Origin of the sequence: Flavobacterium sp. RHBU_24, assembly GCF_046613695.1 — a bacterium.
In the GTDB taxonomy this organism is placed as follows: Bacteria; Bacteroidota; Bacteroidia; order Flavobacteriales; family Flavobacteriaceae; genus Flavobacterium.
Genome location: NZ_JBKJHD010000001.1, coordinates 495375 through 517231, shown reverse-complemented (window position 1 = coordinate 517231; position 21857 = coordinate 495375). Strand labels below are relative to the sequence as shown.

20 protein-coding genes are annotated in these 21857 nt (G+C 43.5%); 13 read left to right on the top strand and 7 right to left on the bottom strand.

What is annotated here, in order from left to right; all coding sequences use genetic code 11:
* Nucleotides 1–11 precede the first annotated feature (11 nt).
* The gene (locus ACLI09_RS02365; protein WP_411417978.1) at nt 12–332 is read right to left on the bottom strand and encodes a hypothetical protein; all 321 of its coding nucleotides are present in this window, start codon (nt 330–332) and stop codon (nt 12–14) included.
* 429 nt (nt 333–761) lie between these two features.
* Here ACLI09_RS02365 and pth point away from each other — a divergent pair, with 429 nt between their 5' ends.
* Nucleotides 762–1382, top strand: coding sequence for an aminoacyl-tRNA hydrolase (gene pth / locus ACLI09_RS02360; protein WP_411417977.1), 621 nt, complete (start codon nt 762–764; stop codon nt 1380–1382).
* 73 nt (nt 1383–1455) lie between these two features.
* Here pth and ACLI09_RS02355 read toward each other — a convergent pair whose 3' ends face one another.
* A complete protein-coding gene (locus ACLI09_RS02355; RefSeq protein WP_411417976.1) occupies nt 1456–4116 on the bottom strand; it encodes a reprolysin-like metallopeptidase in 2661 nt (886 codons plus the stop codon).
* A gap of 214 nt (nt 4117–4330) precedes the next feature.
* Between ACLI09_RS02355 and ACLI09_RS02350 the strand changes: the two genes are divergently transcribed.
* The 4 genes from ACLI09_RS02350 (at nt 4331) to bioB (ending at nt 8429) form a co-directional block, all read left to right on the top strand.
* On the top strand, nt 4331–5266 hold the full coding sequence (locus ACLI09_RS02350; RefSeq protein WP_411417975.1) for a bifunctional riboflavin kinase/FAD synthetase: 936 nt from the start codon (nt 4331–4333) through the stop codon (nt 5264–5266).
* Nucleotides 5263–6591 carry an HTTM domain-containing protein gene (locus ACLI09_RS02345; protein WP_411417974.1) on the top strand — a complete coding sequence of 443 codons (1329 nt, stop codon included), beginning with the start codon at nt 5263–5265 and terminating at the stop codon, nt 6589–6591. The genes ACLI09_RS02350 and ACLI09_RS02345 overlap by 4 nt, the downstream gene beginning before the upstream one ends.
* Nucleotides 6592–6775: 184 nt before the next feature.
* Nucleotides 6776–7249, top strand: coding sequence for a hypothetical protein (locus tag ACLI09_RS02340; RefSeq protein WP_411417973.1), 474 nt, complete (start codon nt 6776–6778; stop codon nt 7247–7249).
* Between the two features lie 67 nt (nt 7250–7316).
* Nucleotides 7317–8429, top strand: a complete 1113-nt coding sequence (gene bioB / locus ACLI09_RS02335) for a biotin synthase BioB (RefSeq protein ID WP_411417972.1) — start codon at nt 7317–7319, stop codon at nt 8427–8429.
* 133 nt (nt 8430–8562) lie between these two features.
* Here bioB and gldD read toward each other — a convergent pair whose 3' ends face one another.
* Genes gldD through mutY form a run of 4 tightly spaced genes read right to left on the bottom strand, consistent with a single transcriptional unit; the run spans nt 8563 to nt 11966 of the window.
* Nucleotides 8563–9132: a gliding motility lipoprotein GldD gene (gene gldD, locus ACLI09_RS02330; RefSeq protein ID WP_411417971.1), complete on the bottom strand. Its 570-nt coding sequence runs from the start codon at nt 9130–9132 to the stop codon at nt 8563–8565.
* Entirely contained in the window at nt 9116–10414 is a 1299-nt protein-coding gene (gene gldE / locus ACLI09_RS02325) for a gliding motility-associated protein GldE (RefSeq protein ID WP_411417970.1), read from the bottom strand. The genes gldD and gldE overlap by 17 nt, the downstream gene beginning before the upstream one ends.
* Nucleotides 10415–10437: 23 nt before the next feature.
* Entirely contained in the window at nt 10438–10881 is a 444-nt protein-coding gene (locus ACLI09_RS02320; RefSeq protein WP_411417969.1) for a single-stranded DNA-binding protein, read from the bottom strand.
* A gap of 44 nt (nt 10882–10925) precedes the next feature.
* On the bottom strand, nt 10926–11966 hold the full coding sequence (gene mutY / locus ACLI09_RS02315) for an A/G-specific adenine glycosylase (RefSeq protein ID WP_411417968.1): 1041 nt from the start codon (nt 11964–11966) through the stop codon (nt 10926–10928).
* Nucleotides 11967–12082: 116 nt separating this feature from the next.
* On the opposite strand from mutY, the gene ACLI09_RS02310 reads away from it, so the two are divergent.
* From ACLI09_RS02310 to ACLI09_RS02280, 7 genes are all read left to right on the top strand, one after another.
* Nucleotides 12083–12394, top strand: a complete 312-nt coding sequence (locus ACLI09_RS02310) for an HU family DNA-binding protein (protein ID WP_411418008.1) — start codon at nt 12083–12085, stop codon at nt 12392–12394.
* Nucleotides 12395–12872: 478 nt separating this feature from the next.
* Complete coding sequence (locus tag ACLI09_RS02305; protein WP_411417967.1) at nt 12873–14429, top strand: Rne/Rng family ribonuclease; 1557 nt, start codon at nt 12873–12875, stop codon at nt 14427–14429.
* Nucleotides 14430–14496: 67 nt separating this feature from the next.
* Nucleotides 14497–15270, top strand: a complete 774-nt coding sequence (locus ACLI09_RS02300) for a TIR domain-containing protein (protein ID WP_411417966.1) — start codon at nt 14497–14499, stop codon at nt 15268–15270.
* Nucleotides 15267–15620: a hypothetical protein gene (locus tag ACLI09_RS02295; RefSeq protein WP_411417965.1), complete on the top strand. Its 354-nt coding sequence runs from the start codon at nt 15267–15269 to the stop codon at nt 15618–15620. Before ACLI09_RS02300 ends, ACLI09_RS02295 begins: the two co-directional genes overlap by 4 nt.
* 123 nt (nt 15621–15743) lie before the next feature.
* On the top strand, nt 15744–16565 hold the full coding sequence (locus ACLI09_RS02290) for an SDR family NAD(P)-dependent oxidoreductase (protein ID WP_411417964.1): 822 nt from the start codon (nt 15744–15746) through the stop codon (nt 16563–16565).
* Nucleotides 16566–16697: 132 nt separating this feature from the next.
* Nucleotides 16698–17594, top strand: coding sequence for a helix-turn-helix domain-containing protein (locus tag ACLI09_RS02285; RefSeq protein WP_411417963.1), 897 nt, complete (start codon nt 16698–16700; stop codon nt 17592–17594).
* A gap of 222 nt (nt 17595–17816) precedes the next feature.
* Complete coding sequence (locus ACLI09_RS02280; protein WP_411417962.1) at nt 17817–20051, top strand: TonB-dependent receptor; 2235 nt, start codon at nt 17817–17819, stop codon at nt 20049–20051.
* Nucleotides 20052–20292: 241 nt separating this feature from the next.
* Here the strand turns inward: ACLI09_RS02280 and ACLI09_RS02275 are convergent, their stop codons facing one another.
* On the bottom strand, nt 20293–21258 hold the full coding sequence (locus ACLI09_RS02275) for a GlxA family transcriptional regulator (protein ID WP_411417961.1): 966 nt from the start codon (nt 21256–21258) through the stop codon (nt 20293–20295).
* A gap of 163 nt (nt 21259–21421) precedes the next feature.
* On the opposite strand from ACLI09_RS02275, the gene ACLI09_RS02270 reads away from it, so the two are divergent.
* A complete protein-coding gene (locus ACLI09_RS02270) occupies nt 21422–21841 on the top strand; it encodes a DoxX family protein (protein ID WP_411417960.1) in 420 nt (139 codons plus the stop codon).
* The last annotated feature ends 16 nt before the right edge of the window (nt 21842–21857 follow it).

The following is a 21857-nucleotide window of genomic DNA, read 5'->3' as shown; positions in this document are numbered from 1 at the left end:
TATGTTACTTATTAAATTCCAGAACTAGATGAACCTCCTTCTGGCGTGCTTTCCCAAAGAAATTTTGTAAATTCTTGAACACAGCCTGAACTTGAAGATGTCCAAACACCTGCGTCAACAATATTTCTGTCTCTATCGTAAATTATATACCAATATCTACATCCAAAAACATCAGCTGTATCCATACTATGCAAGACAATGTTATTTGTTTTGGCAACGTAATCAACAATAATACTTTTGGTTTCTACAGAGGTTGACAATTTTAGCGACGCGGCTTTCATCCCACTGCTCATGGCTATCAGAGCCAATACACTAAATAAAACTTTTTTCATAAAAATAATAATTAAAAGGTTTGTAAAAAAATATAATTGAACAAGCTTGTCCTGATTTTAAAAAAGGGTATAAAAACCCGGCACTATAAATTACAGTGCTATTAAACTAATACTAAGTTTTGAGACAGGATGTTGGCGATCCCTTAAAGAATTGAATAATTTAACTTGGTTGTTGATTAAAACAATGTTAATAATTTAATAAATAAAAAAAAGTTAAAAACTTGTTAAAAACAACAATTTCCTTAAAATTAACACTTTTATAAATATTGCAACTAAAAATGTAATTTGTAACTATGACGACCTTGCCGGCAATTAATTCTAAACGTTTAAGTCATATTTCAATTGTTTTACAGTAGTAATCATGCAACCGAACAATCTAAAATTCTAAAATACCAATACACTAACCATCTAAAATTTTATCTTTGCCTCATGAAATGGCTTACCAACCTTTTTGCTAAAAAAGAACAAGAACCTCTTGACCCAATGAAAAAATTCCTTATCGCGGGGCTGGGCAATCCCGGCGCCGAATATGTAAACACGCGCCACAATATAGGCTTTAAGATACTGGACCGTATAGTGCAGCAGGAAGGCCTGAGCTGGCAGGTGGCAAAGCTGGGCATGGTAGCCGAATATAAGCTAAAGGGCCGTACCCTGATACTGCTAAAGCCTAACACTTATATGAACCTTAGCGGCAAGGCTATAAAATACTGGCTGGATAAAGAAAATATCCCCAAAGAAAATTTGCTGGTGGTAACCGATGACCTCAACATACCCTTTGGCACCATACGCATTAAGGCAAAAGGTACCGATGGCGGGCACAACGGGCTTAAGAACACCCAGCTGCTGCTAAACAGCTCGGAGTATCCCCGCTTTAGGTTTGGCATTAGCGACGAATTTAAAAAAGGCCAGCAGGTAAGCTATGTGCTGGGCGAATGGGGCGACGACGAAAAAGCAAAGCTCCCTGAAAGGCTGGATAAATCGGCAGATGCCATACGGGAATTTACCCTGAGCGGCCTTGCCAATACCATGAGTACGTTTAACGGTAAATAGCTTTTGTAGAAAAATATACTATATAAAAAATGGCGCCCGGTGGGCGCCATTTTTTATATAGTATGAGTACTGATTACTCTACTACAATTTTACGGGTTTCCTTGCGGTTACCATCCTGTACGTTTAAAAGGTAAACACCTTTTTGCACACTGTTAAGGTTTACATTGCCGGAGAATACACCGGTATTAGTAAACGCATTATCATATACCTGCCTGCCCCTAAGGTCATACACCATAACCTGTATCTTGCTATTGGTTTCAGAATTAAAAGAAACTGTAAACGAGCCATTGTTAGGATTAGGATAAACCATGAAATTGCTAAGACCAAAATTATCAATACCCAGCGGAGGAAGCGGAACCGCGGTTTGCCCGCAAAGCTCTACAGACCAGGAGTTGATACTGCCCACATTACCTGCCGCTGTATCGCGCACGCGCAGCCTCCAATTACCATTATTGTCAGTACTTATAAGTTCATTAATGTTCCCCACCGCCTTATACGTTCCTGTAGTAGGGCTTGCACAAGTTACCGCAGGTGCACCATCGCTAAAGGTAACATTAATATTGTCGTTTGTAGAGCATTGCTGGCTCCACAGTGTTTTAATCTGGTTGTTTTGCCCCTGTACACTTATGGTAAGGTTGCCCACATAAGGGTGTGTAGCGTTAACCGTTACATTAATATCAGTAATGTTTGTAGGGGCATCAGTTATAGAAAGGTTCTGTGTTGTATAGGTACTCACATTATCCGGAATAGAAAAACCCGTACTGTTGGTATACGTTTGGCAGGTCGTTTCCAGAGAGTAGCCTATAAGGAATTCGGTCGCGTTAACCGCGTAAAAAATATTGTCCACAGCCTCTATAAGTATACGGCAATGCACACTTTCTGAACCGGCTGGCACCACAATATTCTCGCTGCCATCGTTAGCGGTAGCTGCTGCCAGCGTTATAGGGAAGGTTTCGCCGCCATCTATAGAAAGCAGTATATTTACCTGGCTTGTATTAATATTGTTTGCAGTAGTATTTGCCACATCCCATGTAATGGTTTGCGTGCTGCCTACCGCCCATGGAGCCACATCTGCGTTTTGCGACGTAACAACAAACGGGCCTGAAGTGCTCCTCACAATTACACTTACCTCATCACTACTGGTTTGCCCGCCATCGGCAAGGTTATCCCTTCCTGTAAGCATAAAATGCAATGTCCTTGAAGTATTTGCATTATATACCGACTCCCAGTCGCTTTCAAGCTCATTATTTAACACTGACCTGAATTTTGGGAAATATCTTACCGTTGATGATGAAGGTGGGAAAGAACGGAAAAGTGGGCCAGACGATTTAGTAGGTATCGCTAAACTGTTATCGCCACTGGTACCGTTTGTAGAAAGGTCATTCTGCTCCCATACATAAGTTATATTGGCAGGGTTTTCCTCTGTGCCTACAGCCGTGAGCTTAAAGGCTGTACCTTTAGGTATGGTGTAGTTAGGGCCTGCATTTATGGTAAAAGCAGGGTTTGTAAGGTCTGTAACCACAGGGCAGCTTTTAGTAGCAAGGTTGTCCTGAATATCGCGAATGCTGGTATAGGTAAAATAATCGTCAGAATGCTGCTGTACATCATAGCTGCCCGTAACACCGGCATAGGCCATAATGGTAGTACCGCTACCCGGTTCGGTTTGAGATCCATTACCTTCATAATTGTGTGTAAACGTGTGGAAAGCCCCCAGTTGGTGGCCCATTTCGTGTGCTACAAAATCAATATCAAAAGTATCGCCCTGCGGAGAGTTATTGCTTGGAGATGTAATACCGCTGCCTTTACCTGTACCGCACACGCAGCCTATACAGCCTGCATCGCCGCCACCGCCCGATGCTCCAAAAAGGTGCCCAATATCATAGTTAGGCGAGCCTATTACAGCAGTAAGATTGGCCTGTAGCTCGTTGTTCCAGTTATCCATGTTGTTAGCATTAGAATAAGGGTCGGTACTTGGGTTAGTGTATATAATAGTCGATTCGTTTGCAATTAAAATAAGGTTAAGCGCAAGGTCTATTTCATACACGCCGTTAACGCGGGTCATGGTGGCATTCATCCCGGCGAGGGCACCGGCTACGGTACCTCCGTGAAACTGGCCATATTCGCCCGTGCACGACAGGGCAAGCCTTAGCGTCCTGAATTTCTGGTCGCTTGCCAGTGCCGATTTAGCCGCAGAAGCCGCCTTTCTTTCAAGGCTGTGGTCTTCTTTGGTAGTACAGGTAAACGGTAACGCGCCGTTAGCCCTTTTATCGGCCGAATTAAATACCGCATATACCGCATGGTTGCGGGTATAAGGTTCTATAAATTCTGATTCCCTGTTAGCCCTAAGTACCATGCTCTGTATGCCGTTTGGCGCAAAGCTTATCCTTAAATGGGCGGTAGGGTCATCAATACCGCTGCCCGCGTACGAACGGATATCAGGAAACTGCGCCTGTAGCTCCGGAGAAAAGTTTGACGCCTCAAATATCCTGAAACGTTCGGTACCGCCCGCAACATTAGGTATGCTCACCACTATGCCCTGTGCTCCGCTCCAGCGCTGCGGGGCGGTGGCAAGTACAGCTTTAAGTTCGCTTGTATTTAGAGTAACAAAGGTTATTCCCGGCCTTGCATCTGCAAAGTCTTCTTTAACATCGCCCATCCGGGCTGCCTGCTCCTGCGAAACCACACTCCAGTATTTTCCCGATTGGGAAAACCCAAGTGCAACAGTAAACAGCATAACAAAGAGTAAACACGTTTTTCTCATGTCTTAGAGTAGATTAGGTAAATAGATAGGGGGCAAATATACGTTATCATTTTACTATTTTAGCAGCTTTTTTCATGGTGTTTACCTACAAAATGTGTTAAAACTTGCTGTTGTACGGTTTTAGGAGCGTTTTTCGCTCAAAATTTAACACAATGCAGTAAATTTGCTGCAAATAAATTAGTTGGCTTTGAAAATATACCAATCGCTGGACGCCTATATTGCATCCGGAAAAACTGTACTAACCTTAGGCACATTTGACGGCGTTCATAAAGGGCACAAAATATTACTGGCGCAACTGCATCGTGAGGCAGCGTACAGCGGCGGCGAAAGCGTAGTGCTAACCTTTTTCCCGCATCCGCGTATGGTGCTGCAGCAGGCATCTGATGTTAAGCTGCTTAATACTATTGATGAAAAGGCCGCCCTACTGGAAGCCTGCGGCGTAGGCAGCCTTATTGTACACCCGTTTAGCATAGAGTTTTCGCGCCTCACCGCAGAAGAGTTTGTAAAAGACATACTGGTAGGCCGGCTTAATATTGCCAAAATGATTATAGGCCACGACCATCGCTTTGGGCGAAACCGCACCGCCAGTACTGCCGACCTGGTAACCATGGGAAAGGAGTACGGTTTTGAGGTAATACAGCTCTCGGCACTCGAAGTACACGATACGCCCGTAAGTTCTACAAAGGTGCGCAATGCCCTTATTGCAGGCGATATTGCCCTGGCAAACAATTACCTTGGCTACCCCTACTTTATTACGGGTACTGTGGGTAAAGGCAAACAGCTGGGGCGTACCATAGGCTTCCCCACCGCAAATATTGTAGTGCCTGAAAGTTACAAGCTTATACCGGCGCAGGGAGTATATGCGGTATCAGCGATTATAGAGGGTAAAACCGTATTTGGGATGATGAACATAGGCACACGCCCTACCGTAAATGGCACTTATGAAACCATAGAAGTGAATTTCCTTGATTTTGATGTCGATATTTACGACGCCCAACTTAAGGTAAGCCTGCACCACCGCCTGCGCGGGGAGCAAAAATTTGAGGGTCTTGAGGCACTTAAGGCGCAACTGCAAAAAGACAGGGAAGCCACAGCCCTGTACTTTAAAAGCCACCAAGTATGAAGCGCTACCTGTACCGGCAGATAGATAACGCGCCGCTTGTGGTGTTTCGCATATTTTTTGGCTTTTTACTGGCCTGCGAAACCATAGGCGCCATTATTACCGGCTGGGTGAGAGATAATTTTATAGAACCCTCCTTTACCTTTTCGCACATTGGTATGGACTGGCTGCAGCCGCTGCCCGGCATGGGTATGTACATCTGGTTTGTGGTTATGGGCATCTTAGGCCTTATGGTTATGGCGGGGTACAAGTACCGCTTTAGCATTATTGCTTTTACCGTACTGTGGGCAGGGGTATATTTTATGCAAAAAACATCATACAACAACCACTATTACCTGCTGCTGCTTATAGCGCTAATTATGTGTTTTTTGCCGGCTAACCGCTTTGCATCAGTGGATGTAAAGCTAAACCCCGCGATAAAGCGCTACAACATGCCCGCCTGGTGCTCGCTTATAATGATAGCCCAGGTAAGTATTGTATACCTTTTTGCCAGCGTGGCAAAGTTTTACCCCGGCTGGCTAAACGGTACCTTTGTATACGGACTGTTAGACCAGAGTGTAACCATAAATGGCTTCAGGAATGTAATTGTAACGAGGCCGTTTGCCCTGTTTATAGCGTATGCCGGTATAGCGTTTGACCTGCTCGTGGTACCCCTTATGCTTTTTAAGCGCACACGCACATTAGCCTTTATAGCTTCTATCATATTTCATATTTTTAACAGTATCACACTGCAAATAGGCATCTTTCCATTCTTCGCGCTGAGCTTTGCGGTATTTTTGTATCCCCCCGAAACCATACGCAGCCTGTTTTTACAGAGGAAGCCCAGGGTTATAATCGCGCCTTCAGCAACTTTTGAGGGCCAAACCCTTATGCGGTATTTTTTTATCCCCTACCTCATCGTGCAATTAGCGCTGCCACTGCGGCATTACTTTATTAAGGGCGATGTACTGTGGACCGAAGAAGGCCACCGCCTGAGCTGGCGTATGATGCTGCGCACGCGCAACGGGCACACACAGTTTAATATAATAGATAAAAAAACCGGCAACCCTGTATACTATTCGCCCGATAGAGAAATGACCGCCAAGCAGCAAAATGTGATGGTTACCCGCCCCGATATGATATGGCAAACCGCACAGCGGATAAAAAAATACTTTGCCACGCAGGGCAAAGACGTAGCAGTATATGCCGACTCTCATATTTCTATAAACCACGGGCCTTATCGTACCTTAATAAATCCTGAAACCGACCTTGCCACCGCTAAGTGGGATTATTTTTTCCACAACGAATGGATTTTGCTATATGATACAAACAATAATCCGGTAAAATAACAATTTTACAATTTCTTTAATTTAATCATATTAGTAGTATTAAAGTTTTACTAATTCATATTAGGTTGTGCCATATATTGGCTAAATTCGGGTAAGCGTTTGAGCCGAAACACCTTGTGTTATAAAGGCGCGCTGCACTTGATAATAAAAATAACTGAATATACAGAATCCAAAAAAAAGAATTATGAAAGCTTCAAGAATCATCATTAACGGTATCCTCATTTTTATAGCTATAGGTGTATTTTTCCTTATTATGGAAATGGCGGGCCTTTCAGATAATATTTATTTAAGGCTTGTTAACTTTGTGTTTGTTATATACGGTATCAACCGCACCATAAAATCTAATTTTGAAAACAATATACATGGCTATTTTACTAACATCGGCGCCGCGCTGCTTACCGGTTTAATAAGCCTTGTGCTAAGTATTTTTTCCTTTATGCTGTATGCAGAATATAAAGGCGGCGAGGCCTACCTTCAAAATTTTGCCGATACGTACATTTTTGGCGGCAGCAACCCCAGCCCACAGCAGTTTAGCATCGGGTTGTTTATAGAAGGGCTTGCCGGAATAGTAGTAACCTCATTCGCGCTGATGCAATACTGGAAAGATAAAGTAGAGAAAATCAACACGGTAGACGACAGGGCACATAACCCACACTAATCTTTAACCTGCCCACCGGCGTAGTTATACAGAAAATAGTTACTTTTGGGGCTTAATACCGTTTGTAATGAGCATAAAAAGATTTGACTGGACCAGGGAAGAAATTATAGCCCTGTATAACAAGCCAATGATGGACCTGCTGTTTGAAGCAGCCACTATACACCGTGAGCACCACGACCCTAATGTAGTACAGGTAAGCACCCTGCTGAGTATAAAAACCGGCGGCTGCCCAGAAGATTGTGGCTACTGCCCCCAGGCGGCGCGCTACCATACTAAGGTAGAAGGCAATGACCTTATGAGCGTACAAACGGTAAAAGCGCAGGCACTACGTGCAAAAAGCAGCGGATCGAGCCGTGTATGCATGGGTGCAGCGTGGCGTAACGTTAAAGACGGGCCGGAGTTTGACCAGGTGCTGGAAATGGTACGTACCATAAACAAGCTGGATATGGAGGTGTGCTGCACACTGGGCATGATTACCGAAAATCAGGCAAAGCGCCTTGCAGAGGCCGGGCTGTATGCCTACAACCACAACCTCGATACATCTGAAGAATACTATAAGGAGGTTATTAGTACCCGTGGGTTTGAAGACCGTCTGCAAACCATAGAAAATGTACGCAAAACCAATGTTACCGTATGCAGCGGCGGCATTATAGGTATGGGCGAAAGCGTAGAAGACCGCGCCGGTATGCTGGTAGCGCTTGCATCGCTAAACCCACAGCCGGAATCGGTGCCGATAAATGCGCTGGTTGCGGTTGAGGGTACGCCAATGGCAGATGAAAAGCCGGTGGAAATCTGGGAAATGATACGCATGGTAGCCACTACGCGTATAGTAATGCCCGAAACCCAGGTAAGGCTAAGCGCAGGGCGCACACAAATGAGCCGTGAAGGCCAGGCGATGTGCTTTTTTGCAGGGGCTAACTCGATATTTGCAGGAGATAAACTGCTTACCACGCCAAACCCGGATGTAAACGAAGACATGAAGATGTTTGAAATGCTGCGCCTCGTACCGCAAAAACCTTTTACAAAGGTTTCGCAGCCTAAAACAGTGGAAGCAGCCGATTCACAATACCAGCCACTGGGTGAGAAACCACGATGGACACGCCCCGGGCATACCATAGAACGTAACCTTAAGGCGAGCGGAAAAGAGATTCCGGCTACAGTTACCCTGACAGAAGAATAACACAGCATATATGCCATAATATAAAAATACCCTTGCATGGCAGGGGTATTTTGGTTTATAACCTTATCTTACGGGCTAATGTTTGTATTATTTTCGCTTTCCAAAAAATTTGTAATTGATAATTCCCAATTGACTATTTCCACCGTAGCGATTCCATTATGGTGCGCATGTCTTCCTTAATATAAGCCGCTGCCGGCATAACCGAATCAAAATTTGGCTTGGCATAAAAGTACATGGAGCCGGTAAGAAAATGACGGGTACTGTCCGTTACATAAAACTGGGCATTGGTAGCCGCATCGCCCCCCACCTGGCTGAACATTCCGTATACCTTATTAGCGGGGTTAAGAAAGGGCTGCGAACTTATATCATCGGCTTTAATTACGTGGTCGTACGTAAGTTTTTCGGCATCGCGCAGCAGCAGGTTGATATTATTATTTACCGGCTTATAGGTAAGGAATATAGTGGCCTTCATTTTAGGGTATTGTATGGTAAAGTTACAGTTGCCCTTATCTTTAACGGCTGCCAGGGTGTTGTAATCAAATATATAAGGACAGTTATTGTTGTAGGTGGCATAGTCTCCCATGTTATAATCAAGCCTTAAAAAAGCTTCGGGCTTGGGCTTGGGCTCATCCCCGCAGGATGTTAGCAGCAGGCAGATGCCCAGTGCTACTATAGTGGTAATAAAATTATGCTTCAGTTTCATGCAGGGTTACCTTAATTTGTTTAATCCTTCTTTTATCAACAGATTCGACGGTAAAGATATTGCCATTAAAATTAATTTTTTGGCCCTTTTCAGGAAAATTGCCATTTATCTCCAGCAAAAATCCCGCAAGTGTTTCGGCTTCACTACTTGTTTGGATAAAAGCCGTTTCGTCAACACCGGTTATGCGGTAAAAATCTTTTAGCCCTATTTTGCCGTCAAACAGGTAGTTATAATTATCTATCTGGCTATACTTAATATTGTCATCATCAAATTCGTCGCTTATATCGCCCACTATTTCCTCAAGTATATCTTCCAGGGATATAATTCCCGAAGTGCCGCCATACTCGTCTACCACTATGGCAAGGTGGTTTTTCATTCCCTGGAATTCCTTAAGCAAATCGTCAAGCTTTTTATTTTCAGGAATAAAAAAGGGTTCGCGCAGTATTTCCTGCCACGCAAAAGCAGTTGTACCTATGTGGGGAATAAGGTCTTTTACAAACAGTACCCCCTGTATAGCATCAATACTTTCCTTATAAACGGGAATACGGCTAAAGCCCGCCCCTATTATCTTAGGCATTATTTCCTCAAAAGTTTCGGCAATGTCTATAGAAAACATATCAATGCGCGGGCTCATTACCTGGCGGGCTTCGGTATTACCAAAGGTTACAATGCCCTCCAGTATCTTCTGCTCCTCTTCGTCGGCATGGCCATAATCAGTGAGTTCCAGCGCCTGTGAGAGCCTGTTTATAGAAAAATCAGGGCGCTGTACTTCAAATTTTTTATTTATCCAGAGGGTAATTTCACGCATGGGGATGCTTACGGGCGACAGTATCTTACTTAATATGTACAGCGGCCACGCCACACGCTGCGCCAGCATGCGGTGGTTGCGTGTGGCATAGACCTTAGGTATTACCTCGCCAAATAATAATATAAGGAAGGTAACCATGGCAACTTCTATACTAAAGCGTAACCACAGCAGGGGTATGCCTGAGAAACAGTGCATCCGGAAAAAAAACAGTATGATGGCGAGGTTAATAAAGGTATTTGTAATAACTATGGTGGCCAGCAGCTTTTTTGGTTTTTCGAGCAGGGTTATGAGTATGTTACCTTTTTTTGGGGCAGTACTGTTTATTTTGCCCAGGTCTTCCGCATTAAGTGAAAACAGCGCTACCTCGGTCCCGGAAATTACCGCAGAACAAAAAAGCAGGAAAACGATGCCTGCAAAACCTGCAATAAGGCTGTAGTCTATAGATACTATGCTCGTGGGGCCGGGGTCGTCCAAAACAACAAATTTTAGTTAATAGGTTAAAACGGCAGGTCGTCATTGGCAGGCAGCTCCGTTTCATACGTGGGCGTATTGCGGGCGGCCTCAGTATTTCCCTGTTGGGGTGCCTTAGTGGCATCATATTCTTTTTTGGTAGTAAGGAAGGTAAATTCTGTTACCTGTATCTCGGTGGTATACTTGGTGGTACCATCTTCACCCTGCCACTGGCGCGATTTTATGCGGCCTTCGGCATATATCTTGTCGCCTTTAGTAAGGTATTTTTCGCAAATTTCGGCAGCCTTGTTGCGCACCACCAGGTTGTGCCACTCGGTACTCGCTATGCGCTCGTTAGTCTGCTTATTTATATACACCTCGTTAGTGGCCAAAGGAAAGCGGCCTATGCAATTGCCACCCTCAAAATAGTGCAGCTTTACATCGTCTCCCAGGTGCCCGATAAGCATTACTTTGTTTAATGTACCGTTCATGGTGTTACAAATTTGTGTTTAACCAAATATACTAAAAAATACTATTACAGCCAATGCCTCTCTGCAAAATTGTGCAGTACTATGGGCAGCGGTATGGTTTTTAAATGTTGTGTATCAACGGCTTCCGGCAACGTCTTAGACGTGCTAACCGCCCAGAAGCGTATATGCAGCTTTTGGTGCGATAGCTTGTGGATAACCGGTTCAGCATTTATAAGCGTAATGGTTTCCGGCATAAAGCCAAGCCCGGTATACGATTGTATAAGCGTGTTAACCTCAGTTTCCGTTAGGTTAGTATCTGTTTCCAGTAGCGGGAATTCATAGAGCCCGTTCCATATGCCCTTATCACCGCGGCGGTTTATAAGTGTATGTCCGGCAGCATCGCTTACCACTATGTAGTTAAAGTAACGGTCAGTTACTTTTTGCTTTTTAAGTTTTACGGGCAGCTCGTTTACACGGCCGGTATTGTAGGCCACACAGGTAGTATTAAATATACATACAACACAATCCGGGCTTTTAGGCACACATTGCAGTGCGCCAAACTCCATAATGGCCTGGTTAAACGTTGCCGGATCATTATCAGGCAATAGGGTTGCCGCCAGCGCTGTAAATTCCTTTTTAGCCCCGGAAGATGAGATATCGGTAGTGATGCCAAAGTAACGCGCCAGTACCCGGTATACGTTGCCATCTACCACGGGTACGGCCTCTCCATAACTTATAGAGGCTACCGCAGCGGCGGTATATTCGCCCACGCCTTTAAGCTTCAGCAGCCCGGCATAGCTGTTCGGGAAGTTTCCGCCAAGCTCTAAAGCCACCTGTTTTGCGGTTGCGTGCAGGTTGCGTGCGCGGCTGTAATAGCCCAGCCCCTGCCACAGGTGCAGCACTTTTTCTTCGGGCGCATTTGCAAGATCGTTTACGGTGGGAAATGCATTTATAAAACGCAAAAAGTAGGGCAAACCCTGTGCTACACGCGTTTGCTGCAGCATAATTTCAGAAAGCCACACCGGGTAGGGGTGTGTATTATTGCGCCAGGGCAGGTCGCGCTTGTTTTGCAAATACCATTGTATAAGCGGTTTAGAAAAGCTCATTGTTACGGGATAGTTTGCAAAATTAAAAGTTTATGTTATTAAATTTTAATAGTTTACCTTGAATTATTGTTTTTTTAATTGTTATATTTGCACACTCAAAAAAAATACATACAATAATAAATTTAGAAAAAATGACGAAAGCAGACATCGTAGCGAAAATTTCGGAAAAACTTGGACTTGAAAAAGGAGATGTTCAGGCAACAGTTGAGTCTTTCATGGAGGAAGTAAAAACCTCGCTTGAAACCGGAGATAACGTTTACTTGAGAGGTTTTGGCAGTTTTATCATCAAAACCCGTGCTGAAAAAACAGGAAGGAACATTTCCAAAAATACTACTATTAAGATACCTGCACACAATATCCCTGCATTTAAACCTGCCAAGATATTTGTAGACGGTGTTAAAACGAATACTGAAGTAAAAGCAAACTAATTAATTTATTAACCACAAACACCCTCTGACAATTATGCCAAGTGGTAAAAAAAGAAAAAGACATAAGGTAGCGACCCACAAACGTAAAAAACGCGCGAGAGCTAACCGTCACAAAAAGAAAAAGTAGTTTAATACTACTTTTTCTTTTTTAAGACTGAAAAGACGTGAGATAATAGATGATAGAAAATTAAAGAAGTCTTTTATCTTTTATCTTTCATCTTAACGTCTTAAGAAAAACGTTCATTGAAAAAGATTTCAGGTTTGTAGGTTTCAGAATTCAGATTTTAGCTTCACTCAGGCTAATTGCTGATTGCTGAAAGCTAACCGCTGAAACACCGGGTACAACAATGCCTGTAAAAATAATTGTTTAATCCATCGGCTTTACAGTTAACAGCTAACAGTTAACGGTTAACAGTTTTGGGGAACGTCCCACCACTGTAAACGGTATACTGTAAACGGTAAACTAAAGCGGATATAAATGTACAGTGTGAACAAAGAACTGATTATTCGGTCTGGTTCTGAAGCCGTAGATTTTGCATTATTAAAAGATGGAAAACTAATTGAATTACACAAGGAAAGAGAAGACACAAGCAAGTTTAACGTGGGCGACATCTTTATCGCAAAGATTCGCAAACCGGTAGCCGGCCTTAACGCCGCGTTTGTAAATGTGGGTTTTGAAAAAGATGCCTTTTTACACTACCACGACCTTGGGCCTAACCTTCTTTCCGTGCAAAAATTCATTAAACTTGTAAGCGCAGGTAAATTAAAAGATTATTCCCTTAAAAACTTTGCTTTCGAACCGGAAATAGACAAGAACGGGGCCATAGCCGATGTGCTTAGTGCTAATCAGAGTGTTCTTGTCCAGGTTGTTAAAGAGCCCATAAGTACTAAAGGTCCCCGCATAAGCAGCGAACTTTCGCTGGCAGGGCGCTATGTGGTACTGGTGCCGTTTAGCGACCGTATTTCTATCTCCCAGAAAATTGAGAGTAAAGAAGAAAAAGACCGCCTTAAGCGGCTGGTGCAATCCATCAGGCCAAAAGGTTTCGGCGTTATCGTCCGCACGGTAGCCGAAGGGAAAAAAGTAGCAGAGCTGGACAAAGACCTCCAGAACCTGCTCGACAAGTGGACCGGCATGTGCAAACGCCTGCCGAGTGCGCACCACCCAAGCAAAATCTTGGGCGAGGTTAATAAAGTATCATCCATACTCCGCGATGTGTTTAACGACACATTCACCGGGATTTATGCCGATGACGAAGACCTTTATTACCAAACGAAGGACTATCTGCAGGAGATAGCCCCTCAAAAAGCGAATATCGTAAAGCTGTACCAAAACCGTGACCTGCCGCTGTTTGAAAAGTATAACATAGAACGGCAGATTAAAACGAGTTTTGGCAAAACGGTATCGATGAGCAAAGGTGCCTACCTTATTATAGAGCATACAGAAGCGCTGCACGTTATAGACGTAAACAGTGGCAACCGCTCTAATAAGTCGCACAGCCAGGAAGATACCGCCCTTGAAGTAAACATGATAGCCGCCGCCGAAATTGCAAGGCAGCTAAGGCTACGGGATATGGGAGGGATTATTGTAATAGATTTCATTGATATGGGGCACCCCGATAACAGGAAAAAACTATTCGACTTCCTTAGGGAAGAAATGAGCGACGATAAAGCAAAACACAAGATCCTGCCACCGAGTAAGTTTGGGTTAATCCAGATTACGCGGCAAAGAGTCAGGCCTGAGGTTAATATTAAAACCAGGGAGGAAAACCCCGATAGTGGGGGTGGCGAGATAGAAGCCCCAATCCTTGTGATAGACCGCATACAGTCTGACCTTGAAAGAATTATCCGCAACCACAAAAAAGTAGTGCTTAACACGCACCCGTTTGTGGCGGCATACCTTACTAAAGGTTTCCCATCTATACGCGCTAAATGGTATTTAGAGCATAAAAAATGGGTAAAAATAATACCACGTGACGCTTACACGTTTTTAGAATACCACTTTTATGACAGCAAAGGAAACGCTGTTTCAGAGTAACAAAAACCGCCCTGCTGATGTATGGGCGGTTTTTTTGTTTATTTTTGATCGATATAATATTCATTAGATGCAGAAAATAAAGCGTTATTCTCATTCTTATTTTCCAGTTGAAGTTTTGAAAACTGCTATTGGTAAATTAATTTTAGAAAAAGGGCAAAAAAGTATTTTCAAAATTGTCAAGGGTGATGAAACCTTAAAATTTGATGATGATAGAGAATTTTTTGCAGATTATAGGAAAGATCCGGATGTTGCTAATATTACTATTTATGACAAGAATAATAAACGATCTTTAAGTATAGAACTTATCAAAGGTAAGCATACTAACATATCGGTTGAAGCGGAATCTAGGGGAGATATAGAAGAGGTATTTGAAATTTTTGAAAACAATTTACCTTCTTCTATACAGAGAACTATCGAAAATGAAATTTCACCATTTATATTTATAGGACATGGCCTTAGTCAACAATGGAAAGAATTAAAAGATCATTTAGTTGATAAACATGACTATAAAATAGAATCTTATGAAACGGGTTCACGTGCTGGTCACACTATTAGAGATATACTAGACGATATGGCGGTTAAAAGTTCTTTAGCTTTTTTAGTTATGACCGCAGAAGATATGAAATCTGATGGTACATTTACTGCAAGACCAAATGTGATTCATGAGGTAGGTTTGTTTCAGGGAAGATTAGGATTTGCAAAAGCTATAGTTTTATTAGAAGAGGGAACGGAAGAATTTAGTAATCTTTATGGGATACAACAAATTCGTTTTTCGAAAAATAATATTAAAGAAACTTTTGGAGAGGTGTTAGCAACAATTAAAAGAGAATTTAAATTATGAAAGCAGAAGTACAATATAATGATTTTGTCGGAACAGCTGCCGCAGACATTAGCGACCACACTTCATTAGAGGATTTTATCGGTCTAAAAGGTGTTGACACCGACCGCTTTAACCCTATAGGAGTTGAATTTTATTCAGGTTATAGTGATTCCTTTTTAACTTCAATTATTTGTATAGATAATGAGCGATCAAATAGCGTAGATAAATTTCTTGTAAATATAAATTTTGAACTGAATAAAGATGAATTTTTTGATCTCTTCAAAAGATTCAATGTTGTAATTTTTAGTAATTATGGGGGGTATGAAAATCTTGAAGTTAAAGAATCACTTGATTTTGATGATATTGACTAAAACTATCATAATAATTTGAAATAATCATCCCCGCACTTTTGTATCAGCATTCTGTATTTCTGTATAAGCCGCGTCGCGCACCACTGGCATAACTTTGTATCATAATCTTAAAGATACAAAACAATGTCTAAAACAATTCTTATAACAGGTGCTTCACGCGGATTTGGGAAGCTGTGGGCCGAGGCCTTTTTAAAACGTGGCGATAAAGTGGCAGCAACTGCCCGTAACACAGAGGCGCTTGCCGACCTTATAGCCACCTATGGAGATGCCATCCTACCCATTAAACTTGACGTAAACAACCGCGACGAAAGCTTTGCCGCCGTGGCGAAAGCAAAAGAGTATTTTGGCAGCCTTGATGTGGTAATAAACAACGCCGGTTATGGCCTTTTTGGCACCATTGAAGAAACCACCGAAGCCGAAGCCCGCAGCCAGTTTGAAACCAATGTATTCGGTTTACTATGGGTTACACAGGCTGCACTGCCTATTTTCAGGGAGCAGGGCCACGGCCACATCATACAGGTAAGCAGCGTGCTGGGTGTGGTTACATTACCGTTACTGGGGGTATATAATGCCTCTAAATTTGCGGTTGAGGGCATAAGCGAAACACTTGCAGCCGAAGTGAAGCAGTTTGGCATCAACGTGTCGCTTATTGAGCCAAACGGCTACAGTACCGACTGGAGCGGCGCAAGCGCTACCCAAAGCCAGCCTTTGGAAATATATAATGGCCTGCGTACCGCCTTTGCCGAGTCAGGAAGCCAGGAAGGATTTTGGGGCGACCCGGAAGCTACATCAGAAGCAGTGCTGAAGCTGGTAGACGCCGAGAACCCACCGCTGCGCCTATTCCTGGGTAAACACACGTTGCCATGGGCAAAACAGGTGTATGCCGACCGTATTGCCGAATGGGAGGCATGGGATGATGTTGCCGTTGCAGCTCACGGTAATTAATTTGCAGCTAATTTTTTAGTAATTTTATGGCAGCCGTACCGTGTTCTGTTTGCTTCGCCTGTTCGTGCATAGCCCTCGGGTCGACAAAAGTGAAGAAATATGACAGTACGGCTGCCTAAATAATTTATAGTTATGAAACATTATACAAGCATCACCCAGCTTAGTAAACACGTAGGCTTCCCCCTGCCCCAAAACCCGCTGCTGGGCCTGGTACTTTGCGAAAGGCTAAATGCCTGCGATATTACCCAGGGTGCGTTTACGTCTGACTTTTATGCCATTATGTTCAAGAAGATGAAAACGGGTGTTATCAACTACGGGCGCACAAAATACGACCATGAAAATGGCTCTCTTTCGTTTATTAAACCACGGCAGATTATCGAGATAAAGGATGTAGAGCTTGAGGAAAAGGGCTTTATCATTTACATGCACGAAGATTATTTTAACGGGCACAACCTGCACAACGATATAAAAAAGTACGGCTTTTTTGATTATGAGGCTAATGAGGCATTGCACCTGTCGCCCCGCGAAGAGGAAATAATCTGGGACCTTTATTTTAAAATAGAAGGCGAATACAGTAATAACGAAGATGAATACAGCCGCGAGATTATCCTTACGCATATCGACTCAATATTAAAATATTCGCAGCGGTTTTACAAAAGGCAGTTCATCAACCGTGCCGAGCTTTCGGGTGTTACGGTATCTAAGTTCAACAGCCTGCTGTCTTCTTACCTTGAAAAAGGCCTGCTGCAAACCGCAGGGCTGCCTACCGTTAAGGCTATGGCCGATACGCTCAATACCTCTGCACGCTACCTTACCGACTTACTACGTCAGGAAACCGGAAAAACCGCACTGGAACTCATCCACATCTTCCTGGTAGGGGAAGCTAAAAACCTGCTACAGGCACCTGAAAAAAGCATCTCTGAAACTGCATATCTTTTGGGCTTTGAAAACCCGCCCTACTTTAGCCGCCTTTTTAAAAAAGAAACCGGTTTTACTCCCGTGGAATACCGAAAGCAGTTTTTGAACTAATTACATAACTATAACATAGCGTTGCAAAGTATATGCAGTGCCTTGAAACGTATTAGCACATTATATTTGGAAAAGAAGTGCCATAGTTCTCCTGGAACTACGGCACTTCCTTATTTATCCGCAAAATAGCCGTTTGCAAAAAATAAATTTAAAATAAATTTAAAATAAATTTTTAGTCTAATCTAAATTTATAATTTTACATACAGAATTATAAATTTAGCCATGAGACATTTTTTTCTGATTTTGCTATTTGTAGCAAGCCATGTTTTTGCGCAGCAAACCGTTACCGGAAAAGTAACTGATGGCAACCAATCCATAGCAGGAGCCACCGTGCAGCTTAGCAACGGTGTTATTACTGCCACTGACGGCAATGGTGTATATATGTTTGAAAATGTTTCGGCAGGAAATTATAATATCACCGCAAGTTATATCGGTTTTCGCACACAGGCAAAAGACCAGGTAATAGGTACGAAAGATATAACGCTAAACTTTGAACTGAAAGAAGATGGCGAAGCCCTGAACGAGGTAGTGATAACAGGTACCATGAAAGAGGTTAGCCGTGCAGACAGCCCTATTCCGGTAGAAATTATAACATCAAAACTATTTAAAAAGAATCCTACAGCCAGCCTCTTTGAAGCCGTGGGTATGATAAACGGTGTAATGCCGCAACTTAATTGTAACGTATGCAACACTGGCGACATACACATAAACGGGATGGAAGGCCCCTATACCATGATACTGATAGACGGCATGCCCATAGTCAGCGCGCTGAGTACGGTGTATGGCCTTAGCGGTATACCTAACAGTATCGTAGAACGTATAGAGGTGGTTAAAGGGCCCGCATCATCTTTATACGGCAGTGAGGCTATGGGGGGGATTATCAATGTAATTACAAAATCGCCCGACAAAGCCCCTCTGGTAAGCGCCGACTATTTTTTAACCAGTTGGGGCGAAATCAGTACCGATGCCGCCGTGAAAATGAAAACCGGAAAAGCTACTTCCCTACTGGGCATTAACTACTTTAATTACAACGTAAAGGCAGATAAGAACCACGATAACTTTACCGACCTTACCCAGCAAAACCGTATTTCGATATTCAACAAATGGAGTTTTAACCGTAATGATAACCGTGTAGCCAGCCTTGCCGCACGCTATGTGTATGAAGACCGCTGGGGCGGGGAGATGCAGTGGGAGAAAAAATTCCGTGGCAGCGACAGCATTTATGGCGAAAGTATTTACACCCGCCGCGCCGAAGTTATCGGCATGTACCAACTGCCGGTTAGCGAGCGCATTTTTACGCAGTTCTCATATAACTGGCACGACCAAAATTCATACTACGGCACCACGCCTTATATGGCCACGCAGCAGGTAGCGTTTTTACAGGCCTATTGGGATAAGCAATTTGGCGCCAGCCATACTTTCCTGTTAGGCGGCGCCATGCGTTATACCCATTATGACGACAACACCCCGGCGACGGCAAGCGCGGATGGGTTGGATAACAGCGCCCAAAACACACCCCTGCCGGGCCTTTTCATTCAGGATGAATGGACGCTTGATGAAAAAAATAAATTGTTAGGCGGTTACAGGTTTGATTATGATAAAAGCCACGGCGGGGTGCATTCACCAAGGGTAGCGTATAAATTTTCACCCAACCACACCAATACCTTCCGGGCGAGTTTTGGCAGCGGTTTTAGGGTGGTAAATTTATTTACCGAAGACCATGCCGCGCTTACCGGTGCCCGTGACGTAGTGATTGCCGAGGCATTAAAACCCGAACGCAGCTATAACGGCAACCTTAATTATGTGCTTAAGGTGCCTGCCCGCCCGTTTATATTTAACATGGATGTAACGGCGTTTTACTCCTATTTTACCAATAAGATAGTGGGCGATTTTGATACCGACCCTACCAAGATTTTCTATACCAACCTTAACGGGCATGCCATATCGCAGGGGGTAAGCCTGAATACCGACTGGCAGTTTAACTTTCCGTTTAAACTGATGGCGGGGATATCGTATACCGATGTATTCCGGATAGATAATACGCCGCAGGGCAGCGAAAAGACCCGGCAGCTGCATGCCCCTAAGTGGAGCGGCAACTTTATAGCCACTTATACTTTTAATAAAAGCTACAGCACCGATATTACCGGAAACTGGTACGGCCCCATGCGCCTGCCCATATTACCCAATGACTTTCGCCCGGAATATTCTCCGTGGTTTTGTACGGCTAATATCCAGTTTACTAAAAAGTTTGACTATGGGCTGGAACTCTATGCTGGTATCAAGAACATTTTCGACTTTGTACCGAAGTACTCCCTTATCCGCCCGTTTGACCCGTTTAACAAAACTGCCGATGACCCGGTTACCAACCCAAACGGCTATACATTTGACACTGCTTATAACTACGCGTCGTTACAGGGGCGCAGGATGTTTTTAGGGGTGCGGTACAGTTTTATGTAATATTCGGAACACTTGATGATAGATTAAACGGATTAGCACAGATTTTTTTAATGACATGAGAAATACCTATAGGCCACCCCGCCCTTTGGGCACCCTTCCGACGGACGGGAATAGCTCACTCACGCCGGAAAATCAGTGTAAATCTAAATCTTTGTTTGCGCAGCATCTGTGTCATCAGTGTCCCCTATTAGATCGGGCTTCTGGCTTTATGACCTTCAACTGAAAAACTTTCAACTTAAAATTAAACCATCTGCCCGCTGAATTTATCCCTGTACATTTTTGGCGTCATGCCTACTGTCTTTTTAAACAGCGTTCTGAAGGTTTTCAGGTCATTATAACCGCTTTCCAGCATTACTTCAAGTATGCTGTAGCGTGATTGCTCCAACAGTTGCTTTGCCGCCTCTATACGGGTTTTTTGCAGGTATTCTATAGGCGTTATGCCTGTTACCTGCTTAAAGCGCCGCACCAGGTTGCGGCGGCTGGCAGGTACGCCGGTAATCAGTTCTTCAATAGTATTGCCCTTGCCATAGTTCTTTTTTATCTCGTCCTGCGCCTGCTTTACAAGGTCGTCGCCATGGTTTTCTACAGGTGTAAACGAGCCAAAATAGGTTTGCCGGTTACGGTCAAGGTCAATGCTGAACATTTTCGCGGCACGAACGGCAATTTCCCTCCCCGCATAAATTTCGAGCAGCAGCATCAACAGGTGAAAGGTATTGGTAGCCCCGCCGCTGGTATATATGTTATCTTTTTCGGTAACCACGGCTTCTGCATGCAATTGTACTAAAGGAAACATCCGGCTAAATACTGCCCCGGCATTAATATGTGTGGTAGCGGGCCGGCCATTAAGCAACCCGGCAGCGGCAAGTAAAAAAGCGCCTGTACAAAAACTGGCTATTGCTGTACCGGCTTTATGCTGTGCATTCAGCCAGGGAAACCAGGGGCCGTTTTCTTTTAATACTTCGCCTATGGCATCATTTTTAAACGAGGGTATCAATAATAAATCATAGCGCGAGGCACCATCTATAACTTTCGGGATATGGCCATCATAAGCCGGGGTTTCATGCCCGTTAAGATAAAGGAGTTCGATGGTAAAGTGCCCGGCTTCGCCTGCTTCCTCATAAAAACGGTTAGCCGATTCAAATACATCTATCAGGGCGGCGGCACTAAGCAACCGGTGGCCTTTAAGTAATACTACACCTATTTGCATTGGTAAAAATTTCTGGTACAACACAAATATACACTTTTTGTCCTGTATACCCCCTTTGATTGACTTTTTAGCACAGCAGCCAAACCACATATTGCGCATACTTTTGTATAGTACCGTTAAAATTATTACTTTCATAAAAATTTTAACCAAAACAAATAGAATCATGAAAAAATTAGTAAGCCCTTTATCGTTAGACACCGATGTAGCTACGCTATTGCTAAGGCTCTTTTTTGGCGGTATGTTTATTTATTTCGGCTACGGCAAGCTGGCAAATTATGATGCCTACGCCGCGCAATTTACAGATATTATAGGCATAGGCGCTAAGCTGTCGTTTAACCTGGTAATATTCGGCGAGTTCTTCTGCGGTATTTTTATAGCGCTGGGCCTTTTTACCCGCTTTGCGGTTGTACCCTCATTTATTACCATGGTGGTGGCCTATTTTGTAGCACACAGCGCAGATGCCTTTGCAGATAAGATACCCGCCTTTACTTACCTTGTGTTATCGCTCCCGGTATTTTTATTGGGAGGGGGCAAATATTCGTTAGATGCGCTGCTATTCAAAAATAAAACAGCCGATGTATAAACCATAAAAACGTTAC